31 protein-coding genes and 1 pseudogene are annotated in these 25,558 nt (G+C 63.6%); 12 read left to right on the top strand and 20 right to left on the bottom strand.

Annotation, left to right across the window (positions count from 1 at the left end):
* Window positions 1-131 precede the first annotated feature (131 nt).
* A complete protein-coding gene (locus tag CKW40_RS14850) occupies window positions 132-761 on the top strand; it encodes a glutathione S-transferase family protein (protein WP_095200626.1) in 630 nt (209 codons plus the stop codon).
* A gap of 89 nt (window positions 762-850) precedes the next feature.
* Window positions 851-1,339 (top strand): RrF2 family transcriptional regulator, encoded by a 489-nt coding sequence (locus CKW40_RS14845; protein WP_095200625.1) that lies wholly within the window; start codon window positions 851-853, stop codon window positions 1,337-1,339.
* A 107-nt stretch (window positions 1,340-1,446) separates the two neighbouring features.
* Here CKW40_RS14845 and CKW40_RS14840 read toward each other — a convergent pair whose 3' ends face one another.
* From CKW40_RS14840 to CKW40_RS14830, 3 genes are read right to left on the bottom strand one after another with little or no spacing between them, the layout of a single operon-like run.
* Entirely contained in the window at window positions 1,447-1,875 is a 429-nt protein-coding gene (locus CKW40_RS14840; RefSeq protein WP_095200624.1) for a cupin domain-containing protein, read from the bottom strand.
* A gap of 25 nt (window positions 1,876-1,900) precedes the next feature.
* Complete coding sequence (locus tag CKW40_RS14835; RefSeq protein WP_095200623.1) at window positions 1,901-2,656, bottom strand: SDR family oxidoreductase; 756 nt, start codon at window positions 2,654-2,656, stop codon at window positions 1,901-1,903.
* Window positions 2,657-2,711: 55 nt separating this feature from the next.
* A complete protein-coding gene (locus CKW40_RS14830) occupies window positions 2,712-3,191 on the bottom strand; it encodes a carboxymuconolactone decarboxylase family protein (RefSeq protein ID WP_095200622.1) in 480 nt (159 codons plus the stop codon).
* Window positions 3,192-3,318: 127 nt separating this feature from the next.
* On the opposite strand from CKW40_RS14830, the gene CKW40_RS14825 reads away from it, so the two are divergent.
* Window positions 3,319-4,290, top strand: a complete 972-nt coding sequence (locus CKW40_RS14825) for a LysR family transcriptional regulator (RefSeq protein WP_095200621.1) — start codon at window positions 3,319-3,321, stop codon at window positions 4,288-4,290.
* Here CKW40_RS14825 and CKW40_RS14820 read toward each other — a convergent pair.
* The gene (locus CKW40_RS14820; protein WP_095200620.1) at window positions 4,269-4,868 is read right to left on the bottom strand and encodes a YdeI/OmpD-associated family protein; all 600 of its coding nucleotides are present in this window, start codon (window positions 4,866-4,868) and stop codon (window positions 4,269-4,271) included. The two genes, CKW40_RS14825 and CKW40_RS14820, sit on opposite strands and share 22 nt — an antisense overlap.
* Window positions 4,869-5,166: 298 nt before the next feature.
* Between CKW40_RS14820 and CKW40_RS14815 the strand changes: the two genes are divergently transcribed.
* Both CKW40_RS14815 and CKW40_RS14810 read left to right on the top strand, forming a co-directional pair.
* Complete coding sequence (locus CKW40_RS14815) at window positions 5,167-5,409, top strand: VOC family protein (protein WP_095200619.1); 243 nt, start codon at window positions 5,167-5,169, stop codon at window positions 5,407-5,409.
* A 94-nt stretch (window positions 5,410-5,503) separates the two neighbouring features.
* Entirely contained in the window at window positions 5,504-6,115 is a 612-nt protein-coding gene (locus tag CKW40_RS14810) for a hypothetical protein (RefSeq protein ID WP_095200618.1), read from the top strand.
* Between the two features lie 28 nt (window positions 6,116-6,143).
* On the opposite strand, the gene CKW40_RS14805 is transcribed toward CKW40_RS14810, so the two are convergent.
* On the bottom strand, window positions 6,144-6,617 hold the full coding sequence (locus CKW40_RS14805; protein ID WP_095200617.1) for a cupin domain-containing protein: 474 nt from the start codon (window positions 6,615-6,617) through the stop codon (window positions 6,144-6,146).
* A 65-nt stretch (window positions 6,618-6,682) separates the two neighbouring features.
* Between CKW40_RS14805 and CKW40_RS14800 the strand changes: the two genes are divergently transcribed.
* Together CKW40_RS14800 and CKW40_RS14795 are read left to right on the top strand one after the other, a co-directional pair.
* A complete protein-coding gene (locus CKW40_RS14800) occupies window positions 6,683-7,138 on the top strand; it encodes a MarR family winged helix-turn-helix transcriptional regulator (RefSeq protein ID WP_095200616.1) in 456 nt (151 codons plus the stop codon).
* 127 nt (window positions 7,139-7,265) lie between these two features.
* Complete coding sequence (locus CKW40_RS14795) at window positions 7,266-7,994, top strand: SDR family oxidoreductase (RefSeq protein WP_095200615.1); 729 nt, start codon at window positions 7,266-7,268, stop codon at window positions 7,992-7,994.
* Here the strand turns inward: CKW40_RS14795 and CKW40_RS14790 are convergent.
* Together CKW40_RS14790 and CKW40_RS14785 are read right to left on the bottom strand one after the other, a co-directional pair.
* Window positions 7,991-8,980: a LysR family transcriptional regulator gene (locus tag CKW40_RS14790; protein WP_095200614.1), complete on the bottom strand. Its 990-nt coding sequence runs from the start codon at window positions 8,978-8,980 to the stop codon at window positions 7,991-7,993. The genes CKW40_RS14795 and CKW40_RS14790 overlap by 4 nt on opposite strands.
* 20 nt (window positions 8,981-9,000) lie before the next feature.
* Window positions 9,001-9,906 carry a S1C family serine protease gene (locus CKW40_RS14785; protein WP_095200613.1) on the bottom strand — a complete coding sequence of 302 codons (906 nt, stop codon included), beginning with the start codon at window positions 9,904-9,906 and terminating at the stop codon, window positions 9,001-9,003.
* Between the two features lie 321 nt (window positions 9,907-10,227).
* Between CKW40_RS14785 and yghU the strand changes: the two genes are divergently transcribed.
* Window positions 10,228-11,094, top strand: a complete 867-nt coding sequence (yghU, locus tag CKW40_RS14775) for a glutathione-dependent disulfide-bond oxidoreductase (protein ID WP_095200611.1) — start codon at window positions 10,228-10,230, stop codon at window positions 11,092-11,094.
* A gap of 97 nt (window positions 11,095-11,191) precedes the next feature.
* Here yghU and CKW40_RS14770 read toward each other — a convergent pair whose 3' ends face one another.
* Window positions 11,192-11,491, bottom strand: a complete 300-nt coding sequence (locus CKW40_RS14770; RefSeq protein WP_095200610.1) for a DUF1236 domain-containing protein — start codon at window positions 11,489-11,491, stop codon at window positions 11,192-11,194.
* Window positions 11,492-12,490: 999 nt separating this feature from the next.
* On the opposite strand from CKW40_RS14770, the gene CKW40_RS14765 reads away from it, so the two are divergent.
* Entirely contained in the window at window positions 12,491-12,691 is a 201-nt protein-coding gene (locus CKW40_RS14765; protein ID WP_095200609.1) for a hypothetical protein, read from the top strand.
* A gap of 476 nt (window positions 12,692-13,167) precedes the next feature.
* Here CKW40_RS14765 and CKW40_RS43760 read toward each other — a convergent pair whose 3' ends face one another.
* Window positions 13,168-13,539 carry a hypothetical protein gene (locus CKW40_RS43760; RefSeq protein WP_095200607.1) on the bottom strand — a complete coding sequence of 124 codons (372 nt, stop codon included), beginning with the start codon at window positions 13,537-13,539 and terminating at the stop codon, window positions 13,168-13,170.
* Window positions 13,540-13,892: 353 nt separating this feature from the next.
* Window positions 13,893-14,156 (bottom strand): annotated as a pseudogene (locus tag CKW40_RS14750) (amidohydrolase family protein); the annotation flags it as partial.
* Between the two features lie 128 nt (window positions 14,157-14,284).
* Here CKW40_RS14750 and CKW40_RS14745 point away from each other — a divergent pair.
* A complete protein-coding gene (locus CKW40_RS14745; protein ID WP_095200719.1) occupies window positions 14,285-14,512 on the top strand; it encodes a hypothetical protein in 228 nt (75 codons plus the stop codon).
* Between the two features lie 117 nt (window positions 14,513-14,629).
* Complete coding sequence (locus CKW40_RS14740) at window positions 14,630-14,851, top strand: hypothetical protein (RefSeq protein ID WP_095200606.1); 222 nt, start codon at window positions 14,630-14,632, stop codon at window positions 14,849-14,851.
* A gap of 52 nt (window positions 14,852-14,903) precedes the next feature.
* Here the strand turns inward: CKW40_RS14740 and CKW40_RS14735 are convergent, their stop codons facing one another.
* The 5 genes from CKW40_RS14735 to CKW40_RS45360 form a co-directional block, all read right to left on the bottom strand.
* Window positions 14,904-16,148 (bottom strand): amidohydrolase family protein, encoded by a 1,245-nt coding sequence (locus tag CKW40_RS14735; RefSeq protein ID WP_095200605.1) that lies wholly within the window; start codon window positions 16,146-16,148, stop codon window positions 14,904-14,906.
* Between the two features lie 337 nt (window positions 16,149-16,485).
* A complete protein-coding gene (locus CKW40_RS14730) occupies window positions 16,486-17,037 on the bottom strand; it encodes an isochorismatase family protein (RefSeq protein ID WP_095200604.1) in 552 nt (183 codons plus the stop codon).
* A 68-nt stretch (window positions 17,038-17,105) separates the two neighbouring features.
* Window positions 17,106-17,711 carry a mobile mystery protein B gene (locus CKW40_RS14725; protein WP_095200603.1) on the bottom strand — a complete coding sequence of 202 codons (606 nt, stop codon included), beginning with the start codon at window positions 17,709-17,711 and terminating at the stop codon, window positions 17,106-17,108.
* Complete coding sequence (locus CKW40_RS14720) at window positions 17,708-18,166, bottom strand: mobile mystery protein A (RefSeq protein ID WP_095200718.1); 459 nt, start codon at window positions 18,164-18,166, stop codon at window positions 17,708-17,710. Before CKW40_RS14720 ends, CKW40_RS14725 begins: the two co-directional genes overlap by 4 nt.
* Before the next feature lie 111 nt (window positions 18,167-18,277).
* Window positions 18,278-19,888, bottom strand: a complete 1,611-nt coding sequence (locus CKW40_RS45360) for a WD40 repeat domain-containing protein (protein ID WP_095200602.1) — start codon at window positions 19,886-19,888, stop codon at window positions 18,278-18,280.
* Between the two features lie 322 nt (window positions 19,889-20,210).
* On the opposite strand from CKW40_RS45360, the gene CKW40_RS44335 reads away from it, so the two are divergent.
* Window positions 20,211-20,315 carry a putative RiPP precursor gene (locus tag CKW40_RS44335; protein WP_198421149.1) on the top strand — a complete coding sequence of 35 codons (105 nt, stop codon included), beginning with the start codon at window positions 20,211-20,213 and terminating at the stop codon, window positions 20,313-20,315.
* Window positions 20,316-20,319: 4 nt separating this feature from the next.
* Here the strand turns inward: CKW40_RS44335 and CKW40_RS14710 are convergent, their stop codons facing one another.
* From CKW40_RS14710 to ku, 5 genes are all read right to left on the bottom strand, one after another.
* Window positions 20,320-21,513: an SdrD B-like domain-containing protein gene (locus CKW40_RS14710; protein WP_095200601.1), complete on the bottom strand. Its 1,194-nt coding sequence runs from the start codon at window positions 21,511-21,513 to the stop codon at window positions 20,320-20,322.
* Between the two features lie 130 nt (window positions 21,514-21,643).
* A complete protein-coding gene (locus tag CKW40_RS14705) occupies window positions 21,644-22,414 on the bottom strand; it encodes an exodeoxyribonuclease III (protein WP_095200600.1) in 771 nt (256 codons plus the stop codon).
* Between the two features lie 187 nt (window positions 22,415-22,601).
* Window positions 22,602-23,240 (bottom strand): alpha/beta hydrolase family protein, encoded by a 639-nt coding sequence (locus tag CKW40_RS14700; protein ID WP_095200599.1) that lies wholly within the window; start codon window positions 23,238-23,240, stop codon window positions 22,602-22,604.
* A 286-nt stretch (window positions 23,241-23,526) separates the two neighbouring features.
* Window positions 23,527-24,651, bottom strand: coding sequence for a tetratricopeptide repeat protein (locus tag CKW40_RS14695; protein ID WP_095200598.1), 1,125 nt, complete (start codon window positions 24,649-24,651; stop codon window positions 23,527-23,529).
* Window positions 24,648-25,556 carry a non-homologous end joining protein Ku gene (ku, locus tag CKW40_RS14690; protein WP_095200597.1) on the bottom strand — a complete coding sequence of 303 codons (909 nt, stop codon included), beginning with the start codon at window positions 25,554-25,556 and terminating at the stop codon, window positions 24,648-24,650. The genes CKW40_RS14695 and ku overlap by 4 nt, the downstream gene beginning before the upstream one ends.
* Window positions 25,557-25,558 lie beyond the last annotated feature (2 nt).

Here is a 25,558-nt window from a genome sequence, read left to right as displayed (position 1 = left end):
GGGCGGAATTGATTTATTAGTTGGTCGAGATCGCAGTCATTGCGCGATGCAGTGCATGAATTAACTGCGCAGGAATCGGGTGTCGGCAGACGTCGCACTATGCGATCGTTCGTCCGTCACGAGGACCCGCCATGCTCACGCTTCACGATTATCTGCCATCGCAAAATGGCTGGAAAGTCCGGGTTCTGCTCGGCCTGCTGAAGATTCCTTACGAGACCCGCATCGTCTCGATTTTCGAAGGCGAGAGCCATACCGATGCGTTCCACAAACTCAACCCGACCGGCGCCGTTCCCGTGCTTCAGCTCGAGGACGGCAGTGCCATCGCCGAATCCAATGCGATCCTCACCTACCTCGCCGAAGGCACGCCGCTCCTGCCGGCGGATCGCTACCGCCGCGCCAAAATCATGCAATGGCTGTTCTTCGAACAGTACAATGTCGAACCCGTCATCGGCTCGCTGCGTTTCTGGACCTTGACCGGACGGCTCGAGCGCAACCAGGCCATGGTTGCCGGCAAGCGCGAGGCCGGAGCCCGCACGCTCGCTGCCCTGAACCGCAGCCTTGGCGAGACGCCATTCCTTACCGGAAACGACCTCACCATCGCCGACATCGCCATCTATGCATACAGCCACCGCGCCGGGGATTGTGGCTTTTCTCCAACGGACTACCCGGCATTCCTCGCCTGGACCGGCCGCGTGCGCGACACCATCGGCGAGGGCTATCCCGTCCACCCCTACAGCATCGACCCGCATTCCGGCGGCTGAGGCTCTGCTTCCAGTCCTGTCTGTTTACACCACGGCAGAATAGGGATATTTCATATCCTTAATAGAGTTCGGTCGGCCGGAATCCGTGGATGATCCTGAAAAGCCAAGTCGAATGGGCGCTGCATTGCTGCGCCATTCTTGCCGGCCTGCCCGAGGGGCGTTATCTCTCCACAAAGGCGCTTGCCGAATTCCACGGCCTTCCCAAGGAATATCTTTCCAAGGCGTTGCAAAGCCTGTCGCAGGCGGGTCTGGTCGATACGACATTGGGTCCGTCAGGCGGGTATCGATTGGCGCGGCCACCGGCCGAGCTGACTTTCCTCGACATCGTAGAGGCGGTGGAGGGCAAGGCGCGGACGTTTGTGTGCAACAATATCCGCGAGAACAATCCGTGTCGTCCCCAGGGCTATTGCGAAAGCGGGCCCTGCCCGGTGGCGCGCATCATGTGGGAAGCCGATGAGGCCTGGCGTGAAAAATTGCGCGCCGTCAGGCTTTCCGACCTCACTGAAGCGCTGGCCCTCGACATTCCGGCGGACCTTTGGAAAAGCAGCTTCGAATGGGTGCTGGAGCGCGCCGGATGACCCTGACGGGTCGCGACGGGCGACGGGCCTCTCGTCGCGGATAGAACCCGGCGTGATCCGGGTTCACAGGCAGGGCCGGGCGCCAGCAAGGCGTCCGGCCTTTGCCCCTACTTCTTGACCGGATAGGTCAGTTCTTTCTGAGCGGTATCGACCACGAAGACGGCCAGAAGCTTTGCAGGCTTCGTCTTGCTGCCGTTCGCGCTCACACTGTGGCGATCGCCCGGCATCTCCGAAAAGCTCTCGCCGGCCTTGTAGACCTTGACCGGGCCATCATTGACCTGGCTGCGGATGGAGCCTTCCAGAACCGTCGCGTAGATGAAGGCGGAGCTTGGATGCGTATGTGCCGGCGAAGTGCCGCCGGGGCCATACTCGACCAGAATACCCCTGATGCTCTTGCCCGGAACATTCGGCAGTTCATGCTCATAGACAAGGGTGACCTTGGCCGCCTTCTTGCCGGCGTCATGGGCCTCTGTGGCTCCGGCCGTACCTGCCAGTGCTGCCGTCACGACGAGGGCGACGGCGATTGACTTGATCATTTGAAAACTCCTTTTGTGTTGAGCGCTATGCCTTCCGCGCCGAGGTGGCGAACCATTGTTCGAAGGTGATCCGGCCAAGGCGGGGATTGTTGTCGGAGACAAGCGACGTGTCGTTCAGCCGCGCGCCGAAGTAGAGTGCCTCCGGATCGGCCACGACCTCGCGGGGATCGCCGACAGCCTTGAGGTAGCGGGCGACGAGCTCGCTCATCCGCACACGCTCAGGACCGGAAATCTCGATCATGCCGTTGATCGGCGTGGCGAGCGCGACCCCGGCCATCGCATCGGCGACGTCGTCGGATGCAATGGGCTGCACATAGGCCGGCGACAGATGCACGGCCTCGCCAACCGTCCCCGATTTGGCGATGCCGGCCAGGAATTCCATGAACTGCGTGGAATGAACGATGGTGTAGGGGATGCCGGAGGCCTTGATCAGATTCTCCTGGGCGAGCTTGGCGCGGAAATAGCCGCAATCCTGCAGGCGTTCGGTGCCGACAACCGAGAGTGCGATATGGTGCTTGACGCCGGCGACCTTGCCCGCGGCGAGCAGGTTGCGGCCCGATGTCTCGAAGAAGTCCATCGCCGCCTTGTCCTCGAACGAGGGGGAGTTGGCGAGGTCGATGACGACCTCCGCGCCTCGGAGCGCCTCCTGCAGGCCTTCGCCAGTGATGGTGTTGACGCCGGTATTCGGCGCGGCCGCAATCACCTCGTTGCCCTGCCTGCGGAGGCGTTCGGTGGTCTTGGAACCGATGAGACCGGTGCCCCCGATGATGACGATTTTCATAACAGTCTCCGTTTGCGGTCGCGCCGCATCGATTGATGGGTTGTTCAGCGAAGGGTTAGTTCAGGCCGGCCTTGTCGAGGCCGTAGAGCTTGTCCGCGGAGCCCGGCACGGTCCTGAAGGCGACGTTGACGCGGTTCCAGGCGTTGATGGCCATGACCGAGAAGGTGAGGTCGGAGATTTCCTTTTCCGAAAGCAGCCCGCGCACGCGCTCGTAGAGCTCGTCCGGGATACCACCTTCGGGGAGTTTGGTGACGGCTTCGGTCCAGGCAAGAGCGGCACGTTCACGGGGAATGAAAAGGGTCGATTCCCGCCAGACGGCGACATGATGGAGCCGCAGCTCGCTCTCGCCGTGGATCTTGGCTTCCTTGACATGCATGTCCAGGCAGAAGGCGCAGCCATTGATCTGCGATGCCCGGATGTGGACCAGATCGCGGATCTTTTCTTCAATGGCGCCGCGTGTCTCGGCCATGCTGAGATCGATGAGCTTCTTGAACAATTCAGGCGATTGCTGCGCGGCGTTGAGGCGCTGTGTCATGGCTTTCCCTTTTTTGAGGATATTTCATGTCCTTAAGGACATTTAATATCCATAATATCTGGACAGTAAAGCGCCACCCGCCTAGGATGCGGACATAAGGCTTATGTCGAAAAGTATGAGGGCGAGGATGGATGTCGTATCGGCGTTGCGAACGTTCCTGCGCGTGGCGCAGACAAAGTCCTTCTCTGCCGCCGCGGTCGACCTCAGACTGACGCAGCCGGCCGTGTCCCGGCAGGTCTCCGCGCTGGAGGCGCATCTCAAGACCCGCCTTCTGCATCGCACCACGACCGCGCTTGCCCTGACGGCGGAGGGCGAACAGATGTTGCCGATGGCGCTGCGTGTCATCGACGCCGTCGAAGCGCTCAGCGAGGCCGGCTGCACTGAAGCGGCGGCCGTATCCGGAAAAGTGAGGCTCAGCCTGCCGACGCCTCTCGGCTTCTTCGTCAGCGACCGCCTGACAACGCTGCTGGAGCGCCATCCGGACCTGCAAGTCGAGCTGCTCCTTCGCGACCAGCCGTCGGACCTGGTCGCCAACGCAATCGATCTCGAGGTGCGCCTCGGGCCGGTCGGCGACAGCAGCCTGATGTGCCGCCGGATCGGCTGGACAACCGCCTTTCTCGTGGCCTCGCCAGCCTATCTCGAGGGACGCGACACACCGCGAGTGCCGCAAGACATCAGGGATCACTCCTGCATTTGTTACAGCCGTGGCGGCGACGGCCGGTCATGGTCGTTCTCCAGTGGAGCGGATGAAGTTGCCCTGCGCATCGAGCCCCGCCTTGTCGCCAACAATTCAATGGCCGTCCATCGCGCGGCATTGGCGGGAGCCGGGCTTGCGGTGCTCTCCCATATCCTGGCCGGGCCGGACATCGAAGCAGGCAGGCTGGTCAGGCTGATGCCGGATTTTCCGCCGACGCGCCTGCCGATCAACGTCGTCTACCCCTCGCGCCGAAATATACCGCTGCGTGTGACAACGGTGCTCGACTTTCTTGTCCAGGCCGTCCGCAGCGACATTTTGATGGCGTCGTCAGTCCCTTCGCAGACAACGCCTGAACCATCGACGCCAGCGTCCGAAGGATCCTACTTCTTACCCTGCGGATAGATCGTCTCGCCGCGTTTCAGCATCGCGACAAAAGTCTCGATCTTCTTCTTGCGGCCGGCCTCGGTCTTCATGTTGTGGGTGCGGAAGGCGAGCGAGAAGCGGTTTTGCGCGCTGAGCTTTTCCAGCATCGCCTTGGCCGCCGGTTCGGCATCGATGGCTGCCTGCAGATCGTCGGGGATTTTCATCTCCTTACCGCTGCCATAGGCGCGCGCCCAGCGCCCGTCGGCCTTGGCGGCTTCGACCTGCTTCAGCCCATGCCCGGTCATGCGGCCCTCCTCCACCAGCCGCGCGACATTGTCGATGTTGATCTTGCTCCAGATGCTCTTCTTGCCGCGCGGCGTGTAGCGCTGGAGAAAACTGGTCTCGTCCAGCCCCTTGCGCACCGCGTCGATCCAGCCGAAACACAGCACGACGTCGATGGCCTCCTTCGGCGTGATCGACTTCAGCCCCGACCCGACCTTGTGCACCTTGATCCACACCTCGGTTTCCGTGGCGTGGTGCTGGCCGAGCCAGGCATAAAAACTCACCGGGTCGGGGAATTCCCGAACCTTGTCGGGATCGACCTTGACCGGCGCCATCAGCGGGCCTGGCGGTTCTGTATTGTTGTCGCTGGCGTCAGTGTCATCTTGCCTCCGTCATCCCGCGATTCCCGGCATCATGGCATGGTCCACTGTCAGTTTTCGTCAGCAGCGGAACACGCTGCCGCGAAGCAACGGAACACACTATCCATCGCCGCGTTGCCGCAAGAGTGCAACAGCCCGATGGAGGGTCCCGATGGCAATAGAGACCATTTTCGCCCATGTCAGTTGCTCCAACCTCGAGGCCAGCATCGACTGGTACTAAAAGCTCTTCGGTAAGCCGCCGCTGCGCCGGCCCATGCCGGGGCTGGCCGAGTGGCAGTTCACCGACAGCGCCGAGGTGCAGCTCTTCGAGGACAAGGACAAGGCCGGCACTTCGACCCTGACGCTCGGCGTGCTGCCGCTGGCGCCCGAAAGGCAGAGGTTGGTGAATGCCGGCCTTCAACCCGGCCCGATCGAAGAAGCCGACCATTTCTGGATCATGCGCATGCGCGATCCCGACGGGAACCTGGTGGTGTTTGCGAGTGCTGAGCGCGACTAACGCTCCCTTCTCTCCCTGCGGCGGGAAGGAGAAGCGCTGGCGCCTCCCCGCGCTCTGCTGTACCACAGCGAGTGCCGCACTCGGGGAACACGCTATGAAGTCTCTGCTCCTCGCCTTTGCCCTCGCGCTCCCCACAACCGCCCTCGCCGAACCGGTCGAAACCCGCAAGATCATCACCGCGCTGACCGGCGACTTCAATGGCGACAGTGCTCCCGACCTTGCCATGGTGGTCGAGACCGGGCCGACCGATCCGATGGACATCCATTTCTTCCTCAGGGACAAGGAACACAATTACCTCAAGCCCGTCGAAATCGTGCGCGAGCAGATCGGTGGCGATTGGAACGGCTACGACCGGCCGGGCTACGAGAACTCCGACGCCGAGCCGGAGCTGACGATGCTGCCCAACGGCTCGATCAAATTCTATCTGCCGGCGCCGGAGATCGGCAGCGAGCGCACCAACCAGACGCTGACCATCGCCTACCGCAACGGCGCCTTCATCGTTGCCGGCTTCGCCTACGATTCCGATGATTATCTGCAGGAGAATGCCGCCAGCGCCTGTGACTACAATGTGCTGACCGGCAAGGGCACCAGCTCGAAGCAGCAGCCGGACGGCAGCACCAAGCACAAGACCGTGTCGGCTGAAGGCCACACCATCGCATTCCGGGACTGGAACTCGGGCGACGCCTTCACCGCTTGCCAGGAATGAGGCGCGCGCCCTGCCCCTCTGGCGGTCTTCAGGCGGGTGGTGGCATTGCCGGCGTCAGCCCGTGGCGGCGCATGATCTCCATCATCTTGGCCTTGTCCGGCGGCCCGCCGGCAGCGGCGTTGAGCAAGCCGAATGCCTCACGAAAATAGTCCGGACCGATCGCCGCCGGCGTGATGACGCACAGCGCCTTGGCATCCCTGGTGCCATTGTTGTCGAAGCGGTGGACGGCACCGCGCGGGATGCACAGCGCCTCCCCCGGCCCAATCTCGATCGGCTTGCCGTCCACGGTCCAGGTCAAAACCCCATCGATGCCGTAGATCGTTTCCTCGTAATGATCATGGCTGTGCGCCGGCGCGGGCAGGCGCTGGGCGCCCGGCACCATCAGTTCGAAAGCGGCGACGCTGCCGTTCGAATTTTCGCCCGATACCAGGAAGCGGACCGACAGCCCCTTGGTGCCGATGGTCTCATTGGCTGGGTTGACCTGAAGATCCATGGCTGACATTGCGCAAACCCCTCCGGTAAATTACATTTACTAGCTATCAGTAAACTCAATTTACCGGATCGTCAATGGCCACCTCCACCGAAGTTCTCCAGACCAAGACCGAGGATCTTTTGATCGGCGCCCTGCTGCGCGTGCCGGCGCAGGCCATCCAGCGCCGGCTGATCAAGGAGCTCAACGCCGCCGGTTTCGACGAATTGCGCCTGCCGCACATGGCCGTGCTGCAGTTTCCCGGCCCGGACGGCGCGCGCCCCGGCACCATCGCCGAGCGTGCCGGCATGAGCAAACAGGCGATCAACCAGTTGCTCAGCAGCCTCGAAGGCTATGGCTATATCGTCCGCTCCGACGGCGAAGGCAGCGCGCGTGTGGTGCACTCCACCGAACGCGGCCACGCCGCCTTCTGGAAGATGGTCGACATATTGCGCGACATCGAGGAGGAGTGGCGCAGCGAGCTCGGGCCGGAGCGCTTCGACCAGCTGAAAGCGTTGCTGTTCGTCGTCTGGGACAGCCCGCTGGTGCGCTGAACGAAACGGCGCTTATGCGCGCACACCATCGGCATCTCCGATAGCACCATCGGTTTCTTCCGTTTCCTCCGGGCACGCCGACCTGCCAATCCCCTGCCCTTGTCCAATCCAGCAAAGGCAGAGCGATATGAACCTTTCAAACCAGAAAATCCTGATCGTCGGCGGCGGCTCCGGCATGGGCCTAGCGCTGGCCAGGCGCTGCGTCGAGGCGGGTGCCGAAATCGTCATCGCCGGGCGCGGCGAGCAGCGGCTACAACAGGCGCGCGAGGCGCTCGGCAATCCCGCCGGCCTGGAGGTCGCCGTCGTCGACATCGCTCGGGAAGACCAGGTCGCGGACCTGTTCGCACACATCGGTGGGCTCAACCACATCGTCAGCACGGCGGCCGACATAGAAGGCGCCTACAGGCTGTTGCCGGAGCTTGACCTCAAGGCGGCGCAGCGCATGGTCGACAGCAAGCTCTTCGGCCCGCTGCTGCTCGCCAAGCACGGCGCGCCACGGCTTACACCTTCAGGCTCGATGAGCTTCGTCTCCGGCATCGCCGCCTACCGGCCGGCCGCGCGCGGCTCGGTCGTCGCCGCGGTCAATGCCGCGCTCGAAGGGCTGGCGCGGGCGCTTGCCGTCGAACTCGCGCCGATCCGCGTCAACGCCGTCTCGCCCGGCTGGGTCGACACCACGATCTGGGCGCAGGTTGCCGGTGACCGCAAGGCCGAGATGCTGGCCGCGATGGCCGAGCGGTTGCCGGTCGGCAGGGTCGGCCAGCCCGCAGACATCGCCGACGCTCTCTTCTTCCTGATCGGCAATGGTTTTACGACCGGCACGACGCTGCATGTGGAAGGTGGACACCGGCTGGTTTAGCCGGCGACGTTCTTTTCCAGGGAATTGTTTGGAAACAAGGCCTTGGAGCCGTCAGCCGAATCAAGACCTGAGCCCGCCTCCAGGCGTTCCGGCGCCAGCGTGTCGCGCGCGGCGGCGAGCAATCGCCGGAGCGCCGGCGGCTGGATGCGCCGGCGCCGCCAGACCATCGTCAGCGGTGCCGGCCGCATTCGACCGGGCCACGGCAATTCCATGAGCTCGCCACGCGCCAGCGCGTCGCTGACGGCAAGGCGTGGAACGAGGCCGAGCCCGGCACCCGCCGCCACCAGCCGGGCAATGGCGCCGATGCTGCCGACTTCGGCGGCAAGTCTTGGCGCCGCCATGCCCGCCTCGTCAAAAGCAGTGTCGAACATGTGCCGGTAGATGCATCCAGGCTCCGTCACCACAAAGCGCAGCGCGGCAAGTCCTGTCAGGTCGAGCGGCGCGCTGCCTTGCCCCGGCGCCGCGACCAGCACCAGCGGTTCGGCCCCTATCGTGCGCCTGGCCAGGCGGTCATCGGTCGCGCCCTTCTCAGCATCGCGACGCTCGAAGCAGAAGGCGACATCGATATCGCCGTCCTCCAGCAGGCGCCGCAGCGTGCCGCTGTCGCTCACCTTCATTCGCACGGTGATATCAGGATGCCGGATCTGGAATCCCGGCAGCCAGGGTGCCAGCCGGGCCGAGGCGATCGTCTCCAGCGCGCCGATGGTCAGCGTTCCGCTTGTTTGTCCCACCGCCGCCAGCACGGCCGCACGTCCCTCGCCATCGAGCCGCAGCAACTCTTCGGCGATCGGCTTCAGCGCCAGCCCCGCCGGCGTCAGCTCCAGGCCGGACTTCGAGCGTGTGAATAGGGCAGCACCAAGCTCAGCCTCCAGCGCCTGGATCTGGTCGCTGACACTCGATTGCGCGAGGTGAACCACCTCCGCGGCACGCGTGATATTGCGGCTGCGCGCCACCGCGAGAAAGGTTTTGAGCAGTCTTGGATGCATCGCCAGCGAATTCGTCCGGTCTACTGCAGCTGCGGCTTCTTCAAGAAACTGCCGCGGTCGGCGGATTTGACGCGCAGCCAGGTCTCGCGGCCGTCGCGCACCACCCGCATCGGGATCTCGGCGCCGGCCGAGCCGCTGTCCCACAGCTTGCGATAGAAATCGGCGAGCCCGTCGACCGCGCCGTCGCGGACCTCTGAGATGACGTCGCCCTGGCGCAGGCCGGCTTTTGCCGCCGGACCGCCCTCGGTGACGCTCATCACCACCACCTTGCCGTCGCTTTCGGCCGAGAGCGCGCCGAGCCACGGACGTGGCGGCTTGGCCACCTGGCCACGCGTCAAGAGATCGTCGAGGATCGGCGGCAACAGATCGATCGGCACCACCATGTTGATATCGGCGACCTCGCCGGCGCGGCTCATCTGCAGGCGCAGCGAACCGATGCCGAGCAGCGCGCCATCGGCGCTAAACAGCGGCGCACCCCCCCAGGACGGATGCGCCGGCGCGATGAAGATCGCCTCGTCGAGCAGATACTCCCAATAGCCGGCGAATTCCTGCTTGGTGACGATCTTGGCCTCGACCGCCCGGCCGACGCCGTCGGCAAGCACCACCGCGTCGCCGATCCGGGCCTTGCCGGCATCGCCCAGCGCCACGGCCGGCAAGCCGGTCGGCGCCAGCGCCTGGACCAGGCCGAAGCCCGATTCCTGGTCATAGGCCAGCGCATGCGCTGGGATGACGCGGCCGTCATGCGCGGTCAGCCAGACCTCCTCGGCCTCGGTGATGAGATAGCCAATGGTCAGCACCAGCCCGTCATTGCGGATGACGACGCCGCTGCCTTCCCTGAGCGTGCCCAGCGCGCCGGCGGTGAAGGCATCCTCGGGAACGGTGGCGCGTACGGCGACGACGGAGCGCGGATTGGGATTGATGGCCATGATTTTGTCCTGCGATGCGAATGCTTGGCGGCTTCTCCTATAGGTATGCCTTGGAGGGGATGGTGCAAGGGTGAGAAACGGTGGCCGCAGGCCACGAAAAGCCAATTGCTTGGCCTTTCGAGTTTCGAACGCCCGGAGCTTGCGAAGGGCCGGGGCGCGGCAGGGCAGATCTTCCTTCTCCCCTTGTGGGAGAAGGAAAGAAGCGCGCTCACCAGCGCACCCATAAAACAATAGTTCAACGCAAGTTGAACTTCCGCCGCCGCAGCCCTAGCTGTAGATGGTTCCGTTCAATCCCGCCCCTCCCTTCCCACGAGGCCCGACATGACAGACTACACCCCGCCGAAAGTATGGACCTGGAACAAGGCAAATGGCGGCACCTTTGCCAGCATCAACCGGCCGATCGCCGGGCCGACGCATGACAAGGAATTGCCCGTCGGCAAACACCCGCTGCAGCTTTATTCGCTGGCGACGCCAAACGGCGTCAAGGTGACGGTGATGCTGGAGGAGCTTCTGGCGCGCGGCCACAAGGGCGCCGAATACGACGCCTGGCTCATCAGGATCAACGATGGTGACCAGTTCGGCAGCGGCTTTGTCGAGGTTAATCCCAACTCCAAGATCCCGGCTCTGATGGACCGCAGCGGTGCGACGCCGGTGCGCATCTTCGAATCCGGCTCGATCTTGGTCTATCTCGCCGAAAAATTCGGCGAATTCCTGCCCACCGAACAGCCTGCGCGCGCGGAAGTCCTGTCCTGGTTGTTCTGGCAGATGGGCTCGGCGCCGTATCTGGGGGGCGGCTTCGGCCATTTCTATGCCTATGCGCCGCAGAAATTCGAATACGCCATCGACCGCTTCGCCATGGAAACCAAGCGGCAGCTTGATGTGCTCGACCGCCGGCTGGCCGAGAGCGAATATCTCGGCGGCAAGGATTACACGATCGCCGACATGGCGGTGTGGCCCTGGTATGGCGGGCTGGCGCTCGGCCGCATGTACAATGATTCCGCCGACTTCCTGTCCGTCCAGGAGTACAAGCACGTCCAGCGCTGGGCGAAGGCGATCGATGAGCGGCCCGCGGTCAAGCGCGGCCGCATGGTCAACCGCGCCTTCGGCGAGCCGGCCATGCAGCTGCACGAGCGCCACGACGCCAGCGACTTCGACACGAGCACGCAGGACAAATTGGCCGCCGAATAAGAGGCGGCAAAGCCAACCTCACAAGAAAGCCCGCCACGACCCGTGGCGGGCTTTTCTCGACGCCATACTGGCGTCACACTCACTGCCACACCATGGATCAGTGCAGCACTTCGACGATCTGACGGGTCTCGGGGTCGACCAGGACGGTCTGGTCGTTGATCACGGCGACGCGGTACTTGACGTTGGGCACTTCGCGCAGTTCGACCTTGTCAGGCACCGGCGAGCCGAGCTTGAGCTCGAGGCCGAGCAGATTGACCGACGCCAGCGGCTGCTTCTTGACGTATTCGCGAACCACCGTCTCCTGCTCCGGCTGAACGACGATTGTGTCCGCCATGGCCGCACCAATGCCGCCCATCAGAACGATCGCAGCTGCCGCACTCGAAAGATAATGTTTCATAGTAACCTCCATTATTGGGTATCAAACTGCCACCCAGGAGGAAAACTCAGCCAGCGCCGTGAAGTTCCATCGCGATTTTCGGAATAAATTCGGCACGCCGACAAATTCCGATTTTTGTATATTCGCTCAAGAAGGGTATCACTCAAGCTATGCTTAAAAAATACGTGATGAATTTCGACACTTAGAGCTAATATTAAATACATCTGTGCCCGAAGACGCGCCTGGGCGCTTCTTCGGGAAAACACGATCCGTCGATTGCCTTAGCGATACCTAACGTGGAGCGCGCGCTGTCGTTCCCGAATGCGTCGTCCAGCACCGCGAAAAAGGCCCGCTCTGCCGGGAGTAGAGCGAGCCTTTAAACGGTGCCGGCGGAGGTGGCAGCCTCACCGGTCACATCCGGGAAACGCCGTTGCCGGCATCCGGTTCCAGCCGCAACGTAGCCTGCATCAGATGCAACCACGTGGCCGTGATGACGTTCTCCCACGCATTCCCTGATGAGCCTCCAGCAAGGATGATCGCGACATGGCACCCAGACCCTCCGCCACCAGGCACCCGTTCATGCTGATGTTTGTCGTTGTCACGCTGATGACGCCCTTTGCCGGCCTCGCCTGGCGCACGCGCGAATGGATGGGCTGGTAGGCCTTACCCAGGAAGCCGCGCAGAGGGCATGCCTGGGTACCTTCCCCGGCCGCGCTATGGCTGCCTGATTATATCTCATCTAGCTAAAATAGCGGAACATCCAATGGACATTGCCGGAACCGAACAAGGCCTATCGGACCTTTTACGGACACCACCTAAGACCTTGGTCCCACAGGGAAAACCGAGCGGTTCGATGTCGCTGGAGCGAGCCCGTCAAGGGAGACATTCGGCATGAGCGCCTCTCCAGTGAAACGCCCTCGTGGGTCCAGCGCAATCTCCGCGTAATGCCCAGGAGATAGCCACCCGCGACACACCATCAGCTTCCGCTCGCCCGAAAAACGCGCTGGCAAGCGCGCCGACATGGACCGGTACTGGATTGATCGCAGCGGATGGCATGGCGGCGAATTCGGCTTTGCCATGCCGGTGCGCAGCCGCGACATGGCAGAGCCGCTCAGCCGGCGCGAGGTCTACAAGTTCGAATTCCTGGCGTTTGGCATGAGCCTGTTTGCTCCGCCGCCCGGACTGAACGAAGTTCCTCACAAAGGGCCTTTGGTCCGATGATATGTGGAGAATGGCACATCAATGTGGGCATGTCGGACGGCACCATTTTGCTCTTTTCGGCGCCCGCCTTGGCCCCTCGAGAGGGCAAGGAATTATATCTCAATTGGCTAAAATAGTGGAACATCCAATGGACATTGCCGGAACCGAACAGGACTCACCGGACCTTTGCTCCAGCCACCTAAGACCTTGGTCCCAAAAGGAAACGCAAAAGGCCGAGGCGGCTCTTCATCGGGAACATCCCGCCTCTGCCGTCGTTTGCCGCAAGGTCTGCGGGCCGGACTCGATTTCGGAGGAAGAGCGATGCACCATCGGTCCATCATCATCAGAACAGGCCACGGCCCGGGTACGGCGATCGCGGTGTTGATGGTCGGACTGGCGGCGGTGGGGATAGTATTCCTCGTGCTCGGCGGTTTGCTCTATTTCGGCGAGGCTTCTTCGGACTCACACGCCCTGTCTTCGGTGCCGGCGCGATCGTTTCAGCAAGCCGATCGCGGAGCGTCGAACTGATCGAAAGCCGCTCCGTAACGTTCCGCCGCCTTCTCATGGACATAAATTGGAGGATCCAAAGTGGAAACCATTCTGCTGTCGGCACTTCTCATTGTCTCTGTCCTGTCCCCGTCAACATCGCCCCGACGCAGGCCGCCAGCCTCGTCATCACCACGGACAATGGCATGCATAACGGCCGGCATCACTGGCGCGATCATCGCTGGCGCAAACATCACAACCGGCATTGCTTCGTGAAGATCAGAAAGCATTGGCGCCATCTCCACTGGGTTGTCGAGAAGGTACGGGTCTGCGATTTCGACCGCCGCTGAGCCATGCCAAAAATCCAATTGCCAACGCCTCATCGTCGATTCCGTCCGAACGCGAGAGTTTTGGCGGCGGCGGCGGTCTGGGGCATGGCGGCTGCCGTTTTGGTGATGATGGTTGCGGGCGCCGCCGGCTTTTAGAGCAATTCCAGGAAAAGTGTGAGCGGTTTTCCGTCCGGAATTGCGTCAAAACAAAGAGTTAGAGCGGTTCGCCGTTTCCATGAAACGGTGAAATGCTCTAGCCGGCAGCCAACGAAGCTTCGCCGCCATCTTGCAATTACATTAGATATTGCTAATGTAGAGATGCTGGCTCCCGCCAGAAGCCGGCGGGGCTCGGCGTGTCTCCCTTGCACTGACCGCCGGGCCCCATCATCCTTCGCCAAGCCATGGCTTCAGCGCGCCAGTATCGTCCCGTCGCTCGCCACCGCCCTGCCCTGGCGATAGACCGTGCGGTCCTTCGGCACGGCCACCACTGCCTCGGGCACGTGCTGTGCCCGCATGGCGACGAAGTCGGCGCCGGCGCCAACCACGATGCCGTAGCCCTCCAGCCCCAGCGCCTTGGCGCCGGCATGGGTCACGACATCGAAGGCGGCCGCCAGTTCATGGTCCTCGTAGAAGCCGGACCGGTAGCCGATCATGTTGGCTCGCGAAAGCACCGGCGACGCCGCCCCTCCATGTCGACCGAACGCAACATTACCAAACCGTAATGTTGCCGCAAGACGTCAGACAGATCGCCTCGTCACAGTGTCCAAGGGCGACTGGGGGCCAAGTGGAGGAAAATGAAATGTACAGGAAGCTTCTTTCCGCAGCGATTCTGGTGGCGTTCGCGACCGCTCCCGCGCTTGCGGCGACAGAATATTTCGTCGCCCAGAAGGCGAGCGATAAGACGTGTTCCGTCGCCACGACAAAGCCTGACGGCAAGACCGTCATGATGGTCGGCAAGACGTCCTACAAAACCGAGGCCGAAGCGACGGCAGCGATGAAGGCAGCCGCCGACTGCAAGAAAAAGTAGGGTTCCCGAGAAATGCCCGACGGCGCCGCGTGCGCCGTCGAAGCCTCTTGTTCGAACATGATCTTTTCCGAAAACGGTTTCCGTTTCGGTTCGGCGTGACCCAAAAGGAATAAACCTATGAACAAATCCATCCTCGCGGCTCTCGGCCTTGCGTTCGCGCTGGTCGTCTCGATGCCGGTTCTCGAAGCCCGCGCGGCTGCCACCACTGCCGCCGTGACCGCTGGGGCCACGACGGCTGCCCCGGCCGCCGTTCAAAAGGTCGCCGCCAAGAAGTACAAGAAACACAAAAAACACAGGAAGCATTCCAAGAAGCACAAGACAGCAGCCAAGGCCTACTGATACCCACGCGGTCATCGCCTGCGAAGACCCATCCCGGTTCCATCGGAATGGGTCAGGCTTGGACGATGCCCATCATCCGGCCATCCCTGGCCACCGCCCTGCCGCGGCGATAGACCGTGCGGTGCTTCGGCACGGCCACCACCGCCTCGGGCACGTGCTGCGCCGGCATGGCAACGAAGTCGGCGCTAGCGCCTATCACAATGCCGTAGTCCTCCAGCCCCAGCGCCTTGGCGCCGGCATGGGTCACCACATCGAAGGCGGCGGCCAGTTCGTGGTCCTCGTAAAAGCCGGAGCGGTAGCCGATGATGTTGGCTCGCGAAAGCATGTCGCCATCGCCATAGGGCCACCAGGAATCGCGGATGTTGTCGGAGCCGCTGAACACTGTGACGCCGGCCTGCCGCAGTGCCGCCACCGGCGGGAAGGCATGGTTGCCTGGCGCGTTGGTCATGATCGCCACGCCTGCCGCCGCCAGCATCGCACCGGCCTTCGCCAACGCATTGGCCGGGATGTCGCCCAGCCCATAGGCGTGGCTGACGGCGACATGGCCCACCATGCCGAGCGCCTTTGTCCGCGCCGCGATCTCCTCGACCTGGAACAGGCCGAGCGTGCCGCCATCATGCAGATGGATGTCGACGCCGGCGCCATGTTTCTGTGCCAGGGCGAACACCACATCGAGATGGCCCTTCACGTCGCGGTCGAAGCTGGCGGGGTCGAGCCCGCCGACGAGGTCGCAGCCGAGCTTCAGCGCCTCATCCAGAAGCTCCGCCGTGCCGGGAGACGAAAGAATGCCGCTTTGCGGGAAGGCGACGAGCTGGATGTCGATGAGGTCGCGGTATTTTTCGCGCACGGCCAGGATGGTTTCGACATGTTTCAGCCCGACCGAGGCATCGACCATGACATGGCTGCGCATGGCCAGGCTGCCATTGCCGATGCAGAGTTCGAGCTGGTTCTTCGCCCGCTCCGCCATCGGCGCCGCGGCGGCAAGGTTCTGCGCCTGGAAGGCGACGCGCTCGCGCACGTCGAATCCTTTTGTGCAGGGAATATGCGGGCGCCAGGCATCGCCATAAAACGAGGTGTCGAGATGGATATGCCCTTCGACGAAGGCCGGCACCACAAGCTGGCCGCCGAGATCGATAATGATGGGATCGATGGCGGCAAGATCAGCCGGCGGTGCCTTGCCGGCCGGCGCGACGGCACTGAAGCGGCCGCCGGTGACGCTGAGATCCACCCGCGAGCCATCGGCCAGTTTCGCGTTGCGGAAAATCGTCTGTTCGCTCAAAATTGTCTGCTCGCCCATGGGCGCCATCCCTGTTGAAAGCGCCAGTCCTCGCCGCCCGCCCGCCGCGGGTCAATGCGGCTGGGACGAAAAACTGTTTCACGAAATTGCCCCCGGCGCATGTTCCGGCGAGGCAGAGCGCGAATCCGCACGGCGGCTCTTGCCTATTCCGCTTTCACGGAAGTTTCGGCGGCCCCGCAATGTGCCATTGTGTTATCGCGGCGGTACGAGCCGCCCTGGTTGACGCGGGCGCCCAGCCATCCCAACAATGCGCCCCCCCCGCCCGCGTCGACCATGGCAGGAGCTTGGCATTGTGATCCGTCCGGCAGGCCGAGCTGTCATGACCTTCGCTGCCGCTTCAGCCGCCAACCAGCACCTTCGTCGTCACCAGATTGACACCGGCCTCAGCGAATTCACCATTGTGCCGGGCGATGATCTGCTCAGCCCTCTCGCTGGCACTGTCCAGCGTGCTGTGGGCATCGGAAACCACGGTGACGCCGAGCCCCCTGGCGACCGCGCTCTTGACGGTTGCCGCGACGCAAAAATCGGTCTGCGCGCCGAGGATCACCACAGCACCCGCGCCCTGCCCGGCGACCCAGTCGCCGAAGGCCGGATTGCTGAAGGCATCGCGCACGGATTTGGCAAAGGTCGGTTCATCATCGGCTTGCCCAAGGGCGCCCCACACCGGCCAACCCGGCTCACCCGGCGCCAGCGGGTCGCCCTCGGGTCCATCATGCCTGACGAAAGCGACCTTACGCCCACCCCGCCTTGCCCAGTCGATCACCGCCCGGGTCCGCTCGACAATCGCAGGCGCGTCATGGATCGGCGGCTCGTGTACCCCGTCGAACATGCCGGTCTGGAGGTCGATGACGATGAGCGGCGCGTTGTCCGCGAGGCTGGGTGCTGACATGATTTTTACATAGCACGGCGGGCTAACCGATCAAGGTTGGGCTGGCGTGATGACGGTGCCGGTCACGGCTATAGCCGCCCTGCCAGTCCGACGAAAGTCAGCAGCGGACCGATGTCGTGCCGGTCGGCTGCCTTCAATGCCGAGATATAAGCCGCCCGCCTTTCGTTCATTTTCAGCAGATCCGCCCCGGCGGTCCAATCGATCGGATCAACGCCGTAGAGCTTCTCAAGCATGGCGTCCGCCAGGATACGGGCATGGCGGCCATTGCCATTCGCAAACGGATGGATGAACACGACCCGGTGGTGAAGCCGCACGGCTGCTTCGATAGGCACATATGTGCCCCGGTCCATCCAGTAGAGCGCATCATCCAGCGCTGCGCGCAATTGCACCCCGATTTGCATGGGATCGACGCCGATGTTCTTGCCGGTGGTCCTGAAGGTTCCAGCCCAGTTCCACACCTCGCCGAACAGCCGCCGATGAAGTTCGATGGCGAAACCGTCAGTGAGGATGTCCTTTCTTCGTGTCCGGGAAAGCCACAGCAGGCCGGACGTGATGTTGGCCTGCTCCAGCTCGTTGAGCTCGGCCTGGGTTGTGATGTGCCTATGCTTCAGTCCGCCGAGCTCGTTGGGATCAAGTGGCGTCGCGCCCTCGGGATAATCGGGCGCAATCGTCATTTGTCCTGCCAGAAATCGGACGGCATTTCATACATCAGTTTGCTCGTCAGGCGGCTCACTTCCTGATCCGTCCGGTTGCCGACCACCGCCTGGTCTTCGAGTGCCATGTGTTTGCCGGCCGTGGCGACAATCGCCTGCGCCTTTTTCCGTGCCTGGGCGACAATGATGGCCTCGATGGTGTCGGGCGGGACGAACGCATAGACGAACCGGCACCCCATCGCCTCGGCCGTGGCCTGCATCGACTTCAGGGTGACGCCGCCTTCGAGTTCGGCCTGTTCTACCTGGGCAATGCGGGCGCGGGTTACGCCCATCCGCCCTGCAAGCTGGGCGCCGGACATACCGATCGCCTTGCGCACAGTCCTTATCCAACCTTCCGCAGGAATCTGGATGTTCCCGGCTTGGGCGAGATCCACCACAGCCTGGTACTGTTGGCGAACGGCCTGTTTAACGCTCATTGTAAACTCATATATTGACAAACGATGGCAATCTGTAAATACCAATATATACAAAACTACCTGAAATGTCAACTTATATATTGACATGCCAGGTACGGAGCTCTCCAGCATTCACCCCGGCGCGCCGGCAAACAGCACCACGCCATCCCCACCCGACGCCGGCCAATCCCTGATGGTGCGGTCGTAGCCGCCGGTCAGCACCGTGCCGTCTGGAGCGAAGGCCACGGCGTAGATCGGCCCGGTCTGGCTGTCGAACATGGCGATCTGGTTGCCGGTTTCCATGTCCCACAGCCGCGCCGTGCCGTCGAGCGAACCCGACAGCAGGCGCTTGCCGTCGGCGGACAGCGCCAGCGTGTAGACCGTGCCTTCATGGCCTTCGAAACGCTTCACCTCGCGGCCGCTGTCGAGATCCCAGACCTTGATGGTCTGGTCGCCGCTGCCGGTGATCACATGGTGCCCGTCGGCGGTGAACACGGCGCCATAGGTGCCTTGCTCGTGCCCATGCCAGCTGCGCAGCAGCTTGCCGCTTTCGATGTCCCAGAGCTTCAGCGTCCCGTCGATGCTGCCGCTGAGCACCTGCTTGCCATCGGGCGAGACGGCGACGGCGCTGACCGACCAGTCGTGTCCGGTCAGCACATGCAGCACGGAATTGTTGACGAGGTCCCAGACGATGACATTGCCGGTATCGTGTCCGCTGACGGCGCGCTTGCCGTCCGGGCTGATCGCCAGCTGCCTGACGCCGCCATTCTGGCCGGACTGGAAGACATGCAGCACGGCGCCATCGGCAAGTTTGCGCAGCACGATCTCGCCATCGTCGCCGCCCGTCAGCGCGCTGACGCCGTCAGGCATATAGAGCGCGGTGCGCGCCATGTCCTTGTGGACGCCGAGGTTGCGGATCAGGTTCTTGCCGCCAATGTCCCACAGCTTGATCACGTGGTCTGTGCTGGCGCTCATGATCGATCGGCCGTCCGGCGCCACCGCCAGCCAGACGACCGCGTCGCGATGGCCGTCGGGCTGCGTCGGCGCCGCCGGCGGCGGTGGCGGCAATGGCGCCACCGTGGGCGGCGGAATGACCGCGACCTCCGGCGGGGCAACGGGCGTTGGCGCAGGCACGGCCACGGGCGGCACAGGCGGCACCGGTGCGGCCGGCGGGTTGGCGGCTACAGGTGGCGGAGTGGGTGGCGCCTCTGGCGGGGCTGGCGCAGGTGGCTGCTCCGGGGCCGGCGGCGCGCTGGCGACATCCTGGCCCTTCGGCTCGGCGGGTTTGGGTTCGGCAAGTTTCGGTTCATCGGGCTTGGGTTCGACCGCCTTGGGTTCGGCTGCCTTGGGCTCGCTGGGCCGGCTGGCAATCTCGCCGGCACCCCACGGGCCGAACCGGTCGACGGCCAGCACCGCAAGCACAATCAATGGCAAGGCCAAAAAGAGCTTGCGCAGGCCGGGCCTGCCGGTCTCCTGCACTTCGGCCGCGCGGCCGAACAGCGGTGCTCCGGCCAGGTGCGCAGGGCGCCCCGGTAACAGGCCGGCCCAGAACAGCAAGGCGCCGGCCAGGCAGGCAAGTGCCGCCACGGCGAAAGCCAGAAGCCGCAAGGAGGCTGCACTCGACAGCAGCCCGGAAACGCCATGCCAGGCAAAGGCACCGGCGAGCGGATAGATCCGCACCAGACAGGCTAAGGCAACCGCGACCAGCACAAACGCCAGCACCTTGTCAGCCAATCTGTTCATCGCGCTCTCCGCCCGCGGATTTGGATGAGGTTAGCAGCGCCGGCTATATACCGCAAAGCGCCAGCCTCGCCTCCTGCCCTCATGTATATCGCCTGATATATCCTGGCTTGGGCTGGGGATACGCATAGAAACAACGGCTTAAGCGTGCCGGCGCGCGCTCTACATTGCCGATTTATGCCCGATCGGACCGAAGCAATCGGCAATCCTGAAGCCAAGATCTTCAATGTTCTGGTTGGGATAACCTGGACTATCCCCAGCGCAACATTGACAGAAGACCATGATGTGTCACACTCGCGGCGGGATATAGTGGAGAGCTTGCATCATGAAGAAGATCTACGAGCGGCCGGCTCTGATCAAGAAGGGCAATCTGAAGGCTATCACGGCTGCGACCAACGGTCCGGTCGTGACCTCAAATCCGGTACCGTAACAAGTCAGCCCGTCAGCATCAGGTCGTCCAGCACCATCTGCCAAGAGTGTTTCGTCGACAGACGGACACGGGTTACTGCCTTGAGCATCGGGGCGTAGTGCAGCGGCGTCAGCGCCGACAGCGCCAGTTGATCGCTGGCGACCAGTTGCTCGCCCAGCCAACACTCGATCAGCGCGATCTCCCCTTCAGACTTCAGCCAAGCTGCGCTCAACAGCACCGAGTGGAACCCGAACGGGGTTTCGCGGCTGAACTCGGCCGGGTAGCCGCTGCTGGTATAGGCGACGTGATCGCCCGAGACATTGCCGTTGACATAGCCTTCGCTGCCCTTGGTGTGGTCCTGCGCCATGGCGTTGAGGTTGCGCCATTGTAGTCCGGCATGGCCGCACGGGATCTTGCGTAAGCCACGGCCGGTGACGTCGTCGAAGCCGATCGTCCGCAGCGGGGCCTCGTTCGGCACTGTTTGCGATGACAACAGCCCGAGATCGGCCGGATAGGGCGAAAGCGCAAGCTGCCGGTCAAGCCCGCCGCCGCCGATCACCACCGTGTCGGCCTCGCCGGCGAGGTCGAGCCGGAAGGGTGAACCCGGCGCCAGCACCAGGCTCTCCAGCTCTTGCCCGTCCGCCATCACCGACAGCGTCGCGGTGCCGTCCGCCGCCATCTTGCCGGCCAGGCTGCGCGCCGGCGCCAGGCCGACCGGCTGGGGCAGGTCCTGCGACACCAGCCCGGCGGGCGAGCCGGCCGCCCGCCGGAAATCCTGCGATTGCGTCTCGTTGGCGCTGGGCGAGCGCCAGCCCGGCGGCACCGAAACCGCGAACCGGTAGGTGCCGGGCGCGCGGATCACGGCATTGGCCGAAGACGTCGACATGGCGAAGTTGGCAAAGCCGCCATTGTTTGTCCTGGTTGAAGCGACGAAGCCGCCTTGTTCGTCCAACAGCCGCACCATGATGCCGGCCATAGGCCGGTCGCCGACGCCGTATGTGCCGTCGCGGTCGACATCGAAATAGACGAAGGACGAGTAGTTGACGGTGCCGGTGCTGCGCTCCCAATTGGTACGCACCGCATAATCGTCGGCCGGATCCGCCCGGCGTTGGGCGCGGCGCCGGACACGCGCCTTGCGCAAAAGCCAGACGACGCATGCCGCGACCACAAGGATGGCAGCAGCCGCGAGCAGGATTTCAACGAGGCCGAAATCATGCATGGCGGGCGACCGTAGAAGGCGGCCGCTCGCGGCTGTCGGACATGCAATGCATCAAACGCCCCCCGATGCTGATCATCGCCAAACTAGCGCGAGATGTCGCCTGCGCAAAAGGACCGCGACGATGACGTCCTCACTTCAACTCCACCCACACCGGTGCATGATCGCTGGCGCCGTCTTGTCCGCGCACATCGCGGTCGATATCAGCCCCTTTCAGCCGGCGGGCGAGCGTCTTCGACAGCAAGATGTGGTCGAGCCGCAGGCCCGCATTGCGCGGCCAGCGGTTCCGCCGATAGTCCCAGAAGGTGTAGAGCGTCTCCTTCGGATAGACCTTGCGCAGCGCGTCAAGCCAGCCTTGCTCAAGAAGGGCGGCAAAGGCAGCCCGGCTTTCCGGCTGCACCAACGCGTTGTCGTCATAGGAGCGGGTGGCATAGATGTCGCGCGGCTTGGGCACGATGTTGTAGTCGCCGGCCAGCACCAGCGGCAGGCCGGTGTCGAGAAGTTGCGCCGCATGCGCCTCCAACCGCTTGTGCCAGGCGAGCTTGTACTGGAATTTCGGCCCCGGTTGCGGATTGCCGTTCGGCGCATAGAGGCAAGCGATGACGATGCCGTTGACCGCCGCCTCGATGTAGCGGCTCTGCCGGTCGGCATCGTCGCCGGGCAGGGCATCGCGGGTCAGCACCGGCTCCGCGCCGCGCGCGAGGATGGCAACGCCGTTCCAGGTTGGCTCGCCCTTCCACACCGCGCCGTAGCCGGCGTCGGCCAGCGCAGTGCGCGGAAACTGCATATCGCGCGCCTTGAGTTCCTGCAGGCAGACGACATCGGGCTTTGTGGCCGCCAGCCATGCCAGCAGGTTGTCCAGCCGGCTGTTGATGTTGTTGATGTTGAAGGTGGCGAGTTTCATGAGGGTCTGCAACGTTGGCGATTGGCGAAACCGGCGACGACAGCGTCCTTCGCCCCGTTTACGGGGAGTTGAGGAGTGATCCGCGCAGCGGACGAAAAGCCAACTGCTTGGCTTTTCGAACGACGAACGGCGGCAGCCAGATGAGGGGCGGCGCCGACAATCGAAAAGCGTGCGAGGCGTACGCGCCCTAAATCCTCTCCACCCAACCCCTCACCGTCTCCGCCAGCGTCTTCAGATGATCAGCCGTCGAGAACCCCGACACACTCTTGCGCGGCTTGAGATCATGGTCGCCATCCTCGAGCCAGATCACCTCAATGCTGTCGGAGAGCCCATACCCCGCGACCTCGTCGCGCGTGCCGAACTCGTCGCGCGTGCCCTGAAAAATCAGCGTCGGCGTCTTCAGCCCGGTCAGATGTTTGGTGCGCAACTGGTCAGGCTTTCCCGGCGGATGGAAGGGATAGCCGAGGCACAGCAGACCCGAAATCTCGCCCTTGGCAAACATCTCGTCCGCGACCATGGAAGCGACGCGCCCGCCCATCGACTTGCCGCCGACGATGAGCTTGCCAGTCACGCCCCTGGCCCTGAGGTCGGCGATCGCCTTGACGTATTCCGGGTTCACCGTTTCAGCACGCGGCGGCGGCTTGCGGTGGCCGTAGCGGCGGGCGGCCATATAGTGGAATTCGAAGCGCGCGACCTGGAAGCCGGCTGCGGCCAGCACCTTGGCGGTGGCGGTCATCGAGGGCGAATCCATCGATGCGCCGGCGCCATGCGCGAGCAGGATGGTGACGGGGGCGGTGTCGAAGCCATCGAAGAGGAAGTGGGTCATGGGGTGATGTCCTGCGCGACGGCGACGCTGCCAATCTCCCCCCTTGTGGGGGTTGAGGAATGGCCCGCGAAGCGGATGAAAGCCAATTGCTTGGCTTTCAAATGACGAACGCCCGGCAGGGCAGAGGGGGGCGCCAAGGAATGCCGGCCTTCGGTCAAATCTCTCGAGGGCGAGACCGTCCGAAATGAGCCGATCCGTCGGCGGGACAGCGCCCCCCTCTGTCCTGCCGGACATCTCCCCCACGAGGGGGGAGATTGGCTGTCATCGCGGCCTTCGCCAATCATGATCACCCCGCCGTCCGAGCCAGCTGCATGTCCACGAACTGTACGCCCTTGGCCGCCACCCCAGCCCATTCCGACTCCGCGTCAAGCTCCAGATACCGTACCCACAGCCGCCGCGCTTCTGGCAGATTGCCGGCATCGAATTCCAGCCGCGCCAAATTGAACACCGGATCGGCATAGCTCTTGTCGAGCGCGATCGCCTTCTGCAGATGCCTTCGCGCCGAGGCGTCGCGGCCTTGCTCGCTCATCAGCCCGGCGAGGTTGAACCAGGCCTCGACGAAAGCCGGATCGAGCTTTATCGCCCTGGCATAATCATGCGCGGCATCCGCCGCGTGGCCGCCGGCGCGCAGGCAGTTGGCCCGGTTGAACGCGGCGATGGCGTCGCTCGGGTCGATGGCGAGACAGCGCTGGTAAAGCGCGGCGGCGCCATCATGATCGCCGCCCTCCTCCACCGCTTCGGCCTCGGAAAACAGCTCTTCCAGCGTGTCGTCGCCTTGTACCGCGCTGCCCAGATCGAACAGCAATTGGCCGTCAAGCTCGCTCTGGCCGCCTTCGAGATAGATCGCGTCGGGCCGGCCGTGCTGCGAGCCGACATTGAGCGATTTGGCGGTGAGCGAGGCGACCGGGCCGGAGCGGTGCACCGAGCGCGCGATCGCGCCCCAGGTGGCGCCCCCGGCGATCAGCCCGGCATATTTGCGCGCCAGGATCAGGTCGCGGAAGGAATAGGGTTCCGCGTCATGCTCGAAGGCATCGAACAGCGACAAGTGGTCGAGGTCGGCGCCTGACAGCCGCGATTGCTCGATCAGCGACTGCCTGGACAGCGACGATGCCTCCGGCGCCTTCATCAGCCCGAGCAGGCGCAGGAACCCGTTCTCGCTGAGCAGAATGCGCCCGGCCGCACGCTCGGCGGCGACGTGGTGTTCGATTCCGGCATCGCCGTTTTTCGTCAATCCGGCCTTGGCCAGCAATGTCCGGCCGAACACGACATGCGTCGTGCGCCGGGTGATGCCGCGCCTGAGTTGGCCGTGCTGGCGCTCGACCTCGCGGGCGGCGAGCCGCAGCGGAAACGCCGCCAGCGCGCCGATGGTGCCAAAGACGGCCCCCGGAACCGAAACGGCCGGTGCCGTCATTTCTTGCTCTTGCCGACCGCCTTGAGCAGACTGGCCTTCAGCGGATTCTCAGGCGCGCCGCCCGCTGCCGCCTTCTTGGCGGCGGGCTTGGCCGCCACTTCGTCGGCCTTGCTCTTCGACTTGGCCGGCGGCTTCGACTGCGACAGGCTGGCCTTCAGCGCATCCATCAGATTGATGACATTGCCGCGCTCGGGCGCGGCCGCGATGATCGGCTTGTGACCCTTGAGCTTCTCGCGGATCATCGCCATCAGCGCGATCTCGTAGCGGTCCTCGTAGTTCTTCGGGTCGAAGGTGGTTTCCTTCTGCTTGATCAGCGCTTCGGCCAGTTCAAGCATTTCCTGGTCGGGGTTGCCGGCCGGGATGTTGCCGAAATATTCAGCCGTGCCGCGCACTTCGTTCGGATTCCTCAACGTGCACACGAACATGCCGTTCTCGCGCGCGCCGATCGTCACCACCCGCTCGCGGCTGGACAGCACCAGCCGCGCGATCGCCAGCTTGCCGGATTTGCGCATGGCTTCGCGCAGCACGGCAAAGGTCTCTTCCGCCATCGCGCCATCCGGCGCCAGGTAATAGGGCGCGTCCTGGTAGATGACATCGACCTCGCCCTCGTCGACGAAGGCCTCGATGTTCATGGTGTGGTTGGATTCGATACGCACCGCGTCGAGGTCGGCATCATCGATGATGATGTACTGCTTGTCCTCGTACTCATAACCCTTGACCAGATCCGAGCGCTCGACCAGCCCGAGTTCGGGATCGACCGGCTTCATGTTGATGCGGTTGTGGGTCTTCTTGTGCAGCTGATTGAACGAGATGCGCTCGCTGGTCGTCGTTGCGGGGTATAGCCGCACCGGACAGCTGACGAGGCTGAGCTTGAGGTAACCTTTCCAACTTGCCCTGGGCGCCATGA

This window comes from Mesorhizobium carmichaelinearum (assembly GCF_900199455.1).
In the GTDB taxonomy this organism is placed as follows: Bacteria; Pseudomonadota; Alphaproteobacteria; order Rhizobiales; family Rhizobiaceae; genus Mesorhizobium; species Mesorhizobium carmichaelinearum.
This window is presented reverse-complemented; position numbering and strand designations above follow the sequence as displayed.

Bases quoted from the DNA above. Each gene is read 5' to 3' on its own strand.
- ku (WP_095200597.1), bottom strand. From the start codon at position 25,556: ATGGCGCCCAGGGCAAGTTGGAAAGGTTACCTCAAGCTCAGCCTCGTC.
- CKW40_RS14735 (WP_095200605.1), bottom strand. From the start codon at position 16,148: ATGGGCGAGCAGACAATTTTGAGCGAACAGACGATTTTCCGCAACGCG.
- CKW40_RS14725 (WP_095200603.1), bottom strand. From the start codon at position 17,711: ATGACGATTGCGCCCGATTATCCCGAGGGCGCGACGCCACTTGATCCC.
- CKW40_RS14695 (WP_095200598.1), bottom strand. From the start codon at position 24,651: ATGACGGCACCGGCCGTTTCGGTTCCGGGGGCCGTCTTTGGCACCATC.
- CKW40_RS14785 (WP_095200613.1), bottom strand. From the start codon at position 9,906: ATGGCCATCAATCCCAATCCGCGCTCCGTCGTCGCCGTACGCGCCACC.
- CKW40_RS14710 (WP_095200601.1), bottom strand. From the start codon at position 21,513: ATGCATGATTTCGGCCTCGTTGAAATCCTGCTCGCGGCTGCTGCCATC.
- CKW40_RS14825 (WP_095200621.1), top strand. From the start codon at position 3,319: ATGGATGTCGTATCGGCGTTGCGAACGTTCCTGCGCGTGGCGCAGACA.
- CKW40_RS45360 (WP_095200602.1), bottom strand. From the start codon at position 19,888: ATGAACAGATTGGCTGACAAGGTGCTGGCGTTTGTGCTGGTCGCGGTT.
- CKW40_RS14730 (WP_095200604.1), bottom strand. From the start codon at position 17,037: ATGTCAGCACCCAGCCTCGCGGACAACGCGCCGCTCATCGTCATCGAC.
- CKW40_RS14835 (WP_095200623.1), bottom strand. From the start codon at position 2,656: ATGAAAATCGTCATCATCGGGGGCACCGGTCTCATCGGTTCCAAGACC.
- CKW40_RS14770 (WP_095200610.1), bottom strand. From the start codon at position 11,491: ATGAAACATTATCTTTCGAGTGCGGCAGCTGCGATCGTTCTGATGGGC.
- CKW40_RS14720 (WP_095200718.1), bottom strand. From the start codon at position 18,166: ATGAGCGTTAAACAGGCCGTTCGCCAACAGTACCAGGCTGTGGTGGAT.
- CKW40_RS14850 (WP_095200626.1), top strand. From the start codon at position 132: ATGCTCACGCTTCACGATTATCTGCCATCGCAAAATGGCTGGAAAGTC.
- CKW40_RS14740 (WP_095200606.1), top strand. From the start codon at position 14,630: ATGAACAAATCCATCCTCGCGGCTCTCGGCCTTGCGTTCGCGCTGGTC.
- CKW40_RS44335 (WP_198421149.1), top strand. From the start codon at position 20,211: ATGAAGAAGATCTACGAGCGGCCGGCTCTGATCAAGAAGGGCAATCTG.
- CKW40_RS14815 (WP_095200619.1), top strand. From the start codon at position 5,167: ATGCCGGGGCTGGCCGAGTGGCAGTTCACCGACAGCGCCGAGGTGCAG.
- CKW40_RS14810 (WP_095200618.1), top strand. From the start codon at position 5,504: ATGAAGTCTCTGCTCCTCGCCTTTGCCCTCGCGCTCCCCACAACCGCC.
- CKW40_RS14745 (WP_095200719.1), top strand. From the start codon at position 14,285: ATGTACAGGAAGCTTCTTTCCGCAGCGATTCTGGTGGCGTTCGCGACC.
- CKW40_RS14820 (WP_095200620.1), bottom strand. From the start codon at position 4,868: ATGGCGCCGGTCAAGGTCGATCCCGACAAGGTTCGGGAATTCCCCGAC.
- CKW40_RS14790 (WP_095200614.1), bottom strand. From the start codon at position 8,980: ATGCATCCAAGACTGCTCAAAACCTTTCTCGCGGTGGCGCGCAGCCGC.
- CKW40_RS14765 (WP_095200609.1), top strand. From the start codon at position 12,491: ATGGACCGGTACTGGATTGATCGCAGCGGATGGCATGGCGGCGAATTC.
- CKW40_RS14800 (WP_095200616.1), top strand. From the start codon at position 6,683: ATGGCCACCTCCACCGAAGTTCTCCAGACCAAGACCGAGGATCTTTTG.
- CKW40_RS14795 (WP_095200615.1), top strand. From the start codon at position 7,266: ATGAACCTTTCAAACCAGAAAATCCTGATCGTCGGCGGCGGCTCCGGC.
- CKW40_RS14845 (WP_095200625.1), top strand. From the start codon at position 851: ATGATCCTGAAAAGCCAAGTCGAATGGGCGCTGCATTGCTGCGCCATT.
- CKW40_RS14805 (WP_095200617.1), bottom strand. From the start codon at position 6,617: ATGTCAGCCATGGATCTTCAGGTCAACCCAGCCAATGAGACCATCGGC.
- CKW40_RS14700 (WP_095200599.1), bottom strand. From the start codon at position 23,240: ATGACCCACTTCCTCTTCGATGGCTTCGACACCGCCCCCGTCACCATC.
- CKW40_RS14705 (WP_095200600.1), bottom strand. From the start codon at position 22,414: ATGAAACTCGCCACCTTCAACATCAACAACATCAACAGCCGGCTGGAC.
- CKW40_RS14840 (WP_095200624.1), bottom strand. From the start codon at position 1,875: ATGATCAAGTCAATCGCCGTCGCCCTCGTCGTGACGGCAGCACTGGCA.
- yghU (WP_095200611.1), top strand. From the start codon at position 10,228: ATGACAGACTACACCCCGCCGAAAGTATGGACCTGGAACAAGGCAAAT.
- CKW40_RS43760 (WP_095200607.1), bottom strand. From the start codon at position 13,539: ATGAGGCGTTGGCAATTGGATTTTTGGCATGGCTCAGCGGCGGTCGAA.
- CKW40_RS14830 (WP_095200622.1), bottom strand. From the start codon at position 3,191: ATGACACAGCGCCTCAACGCCGCGCAGCAATCGCCTGAATTGTTCAAG.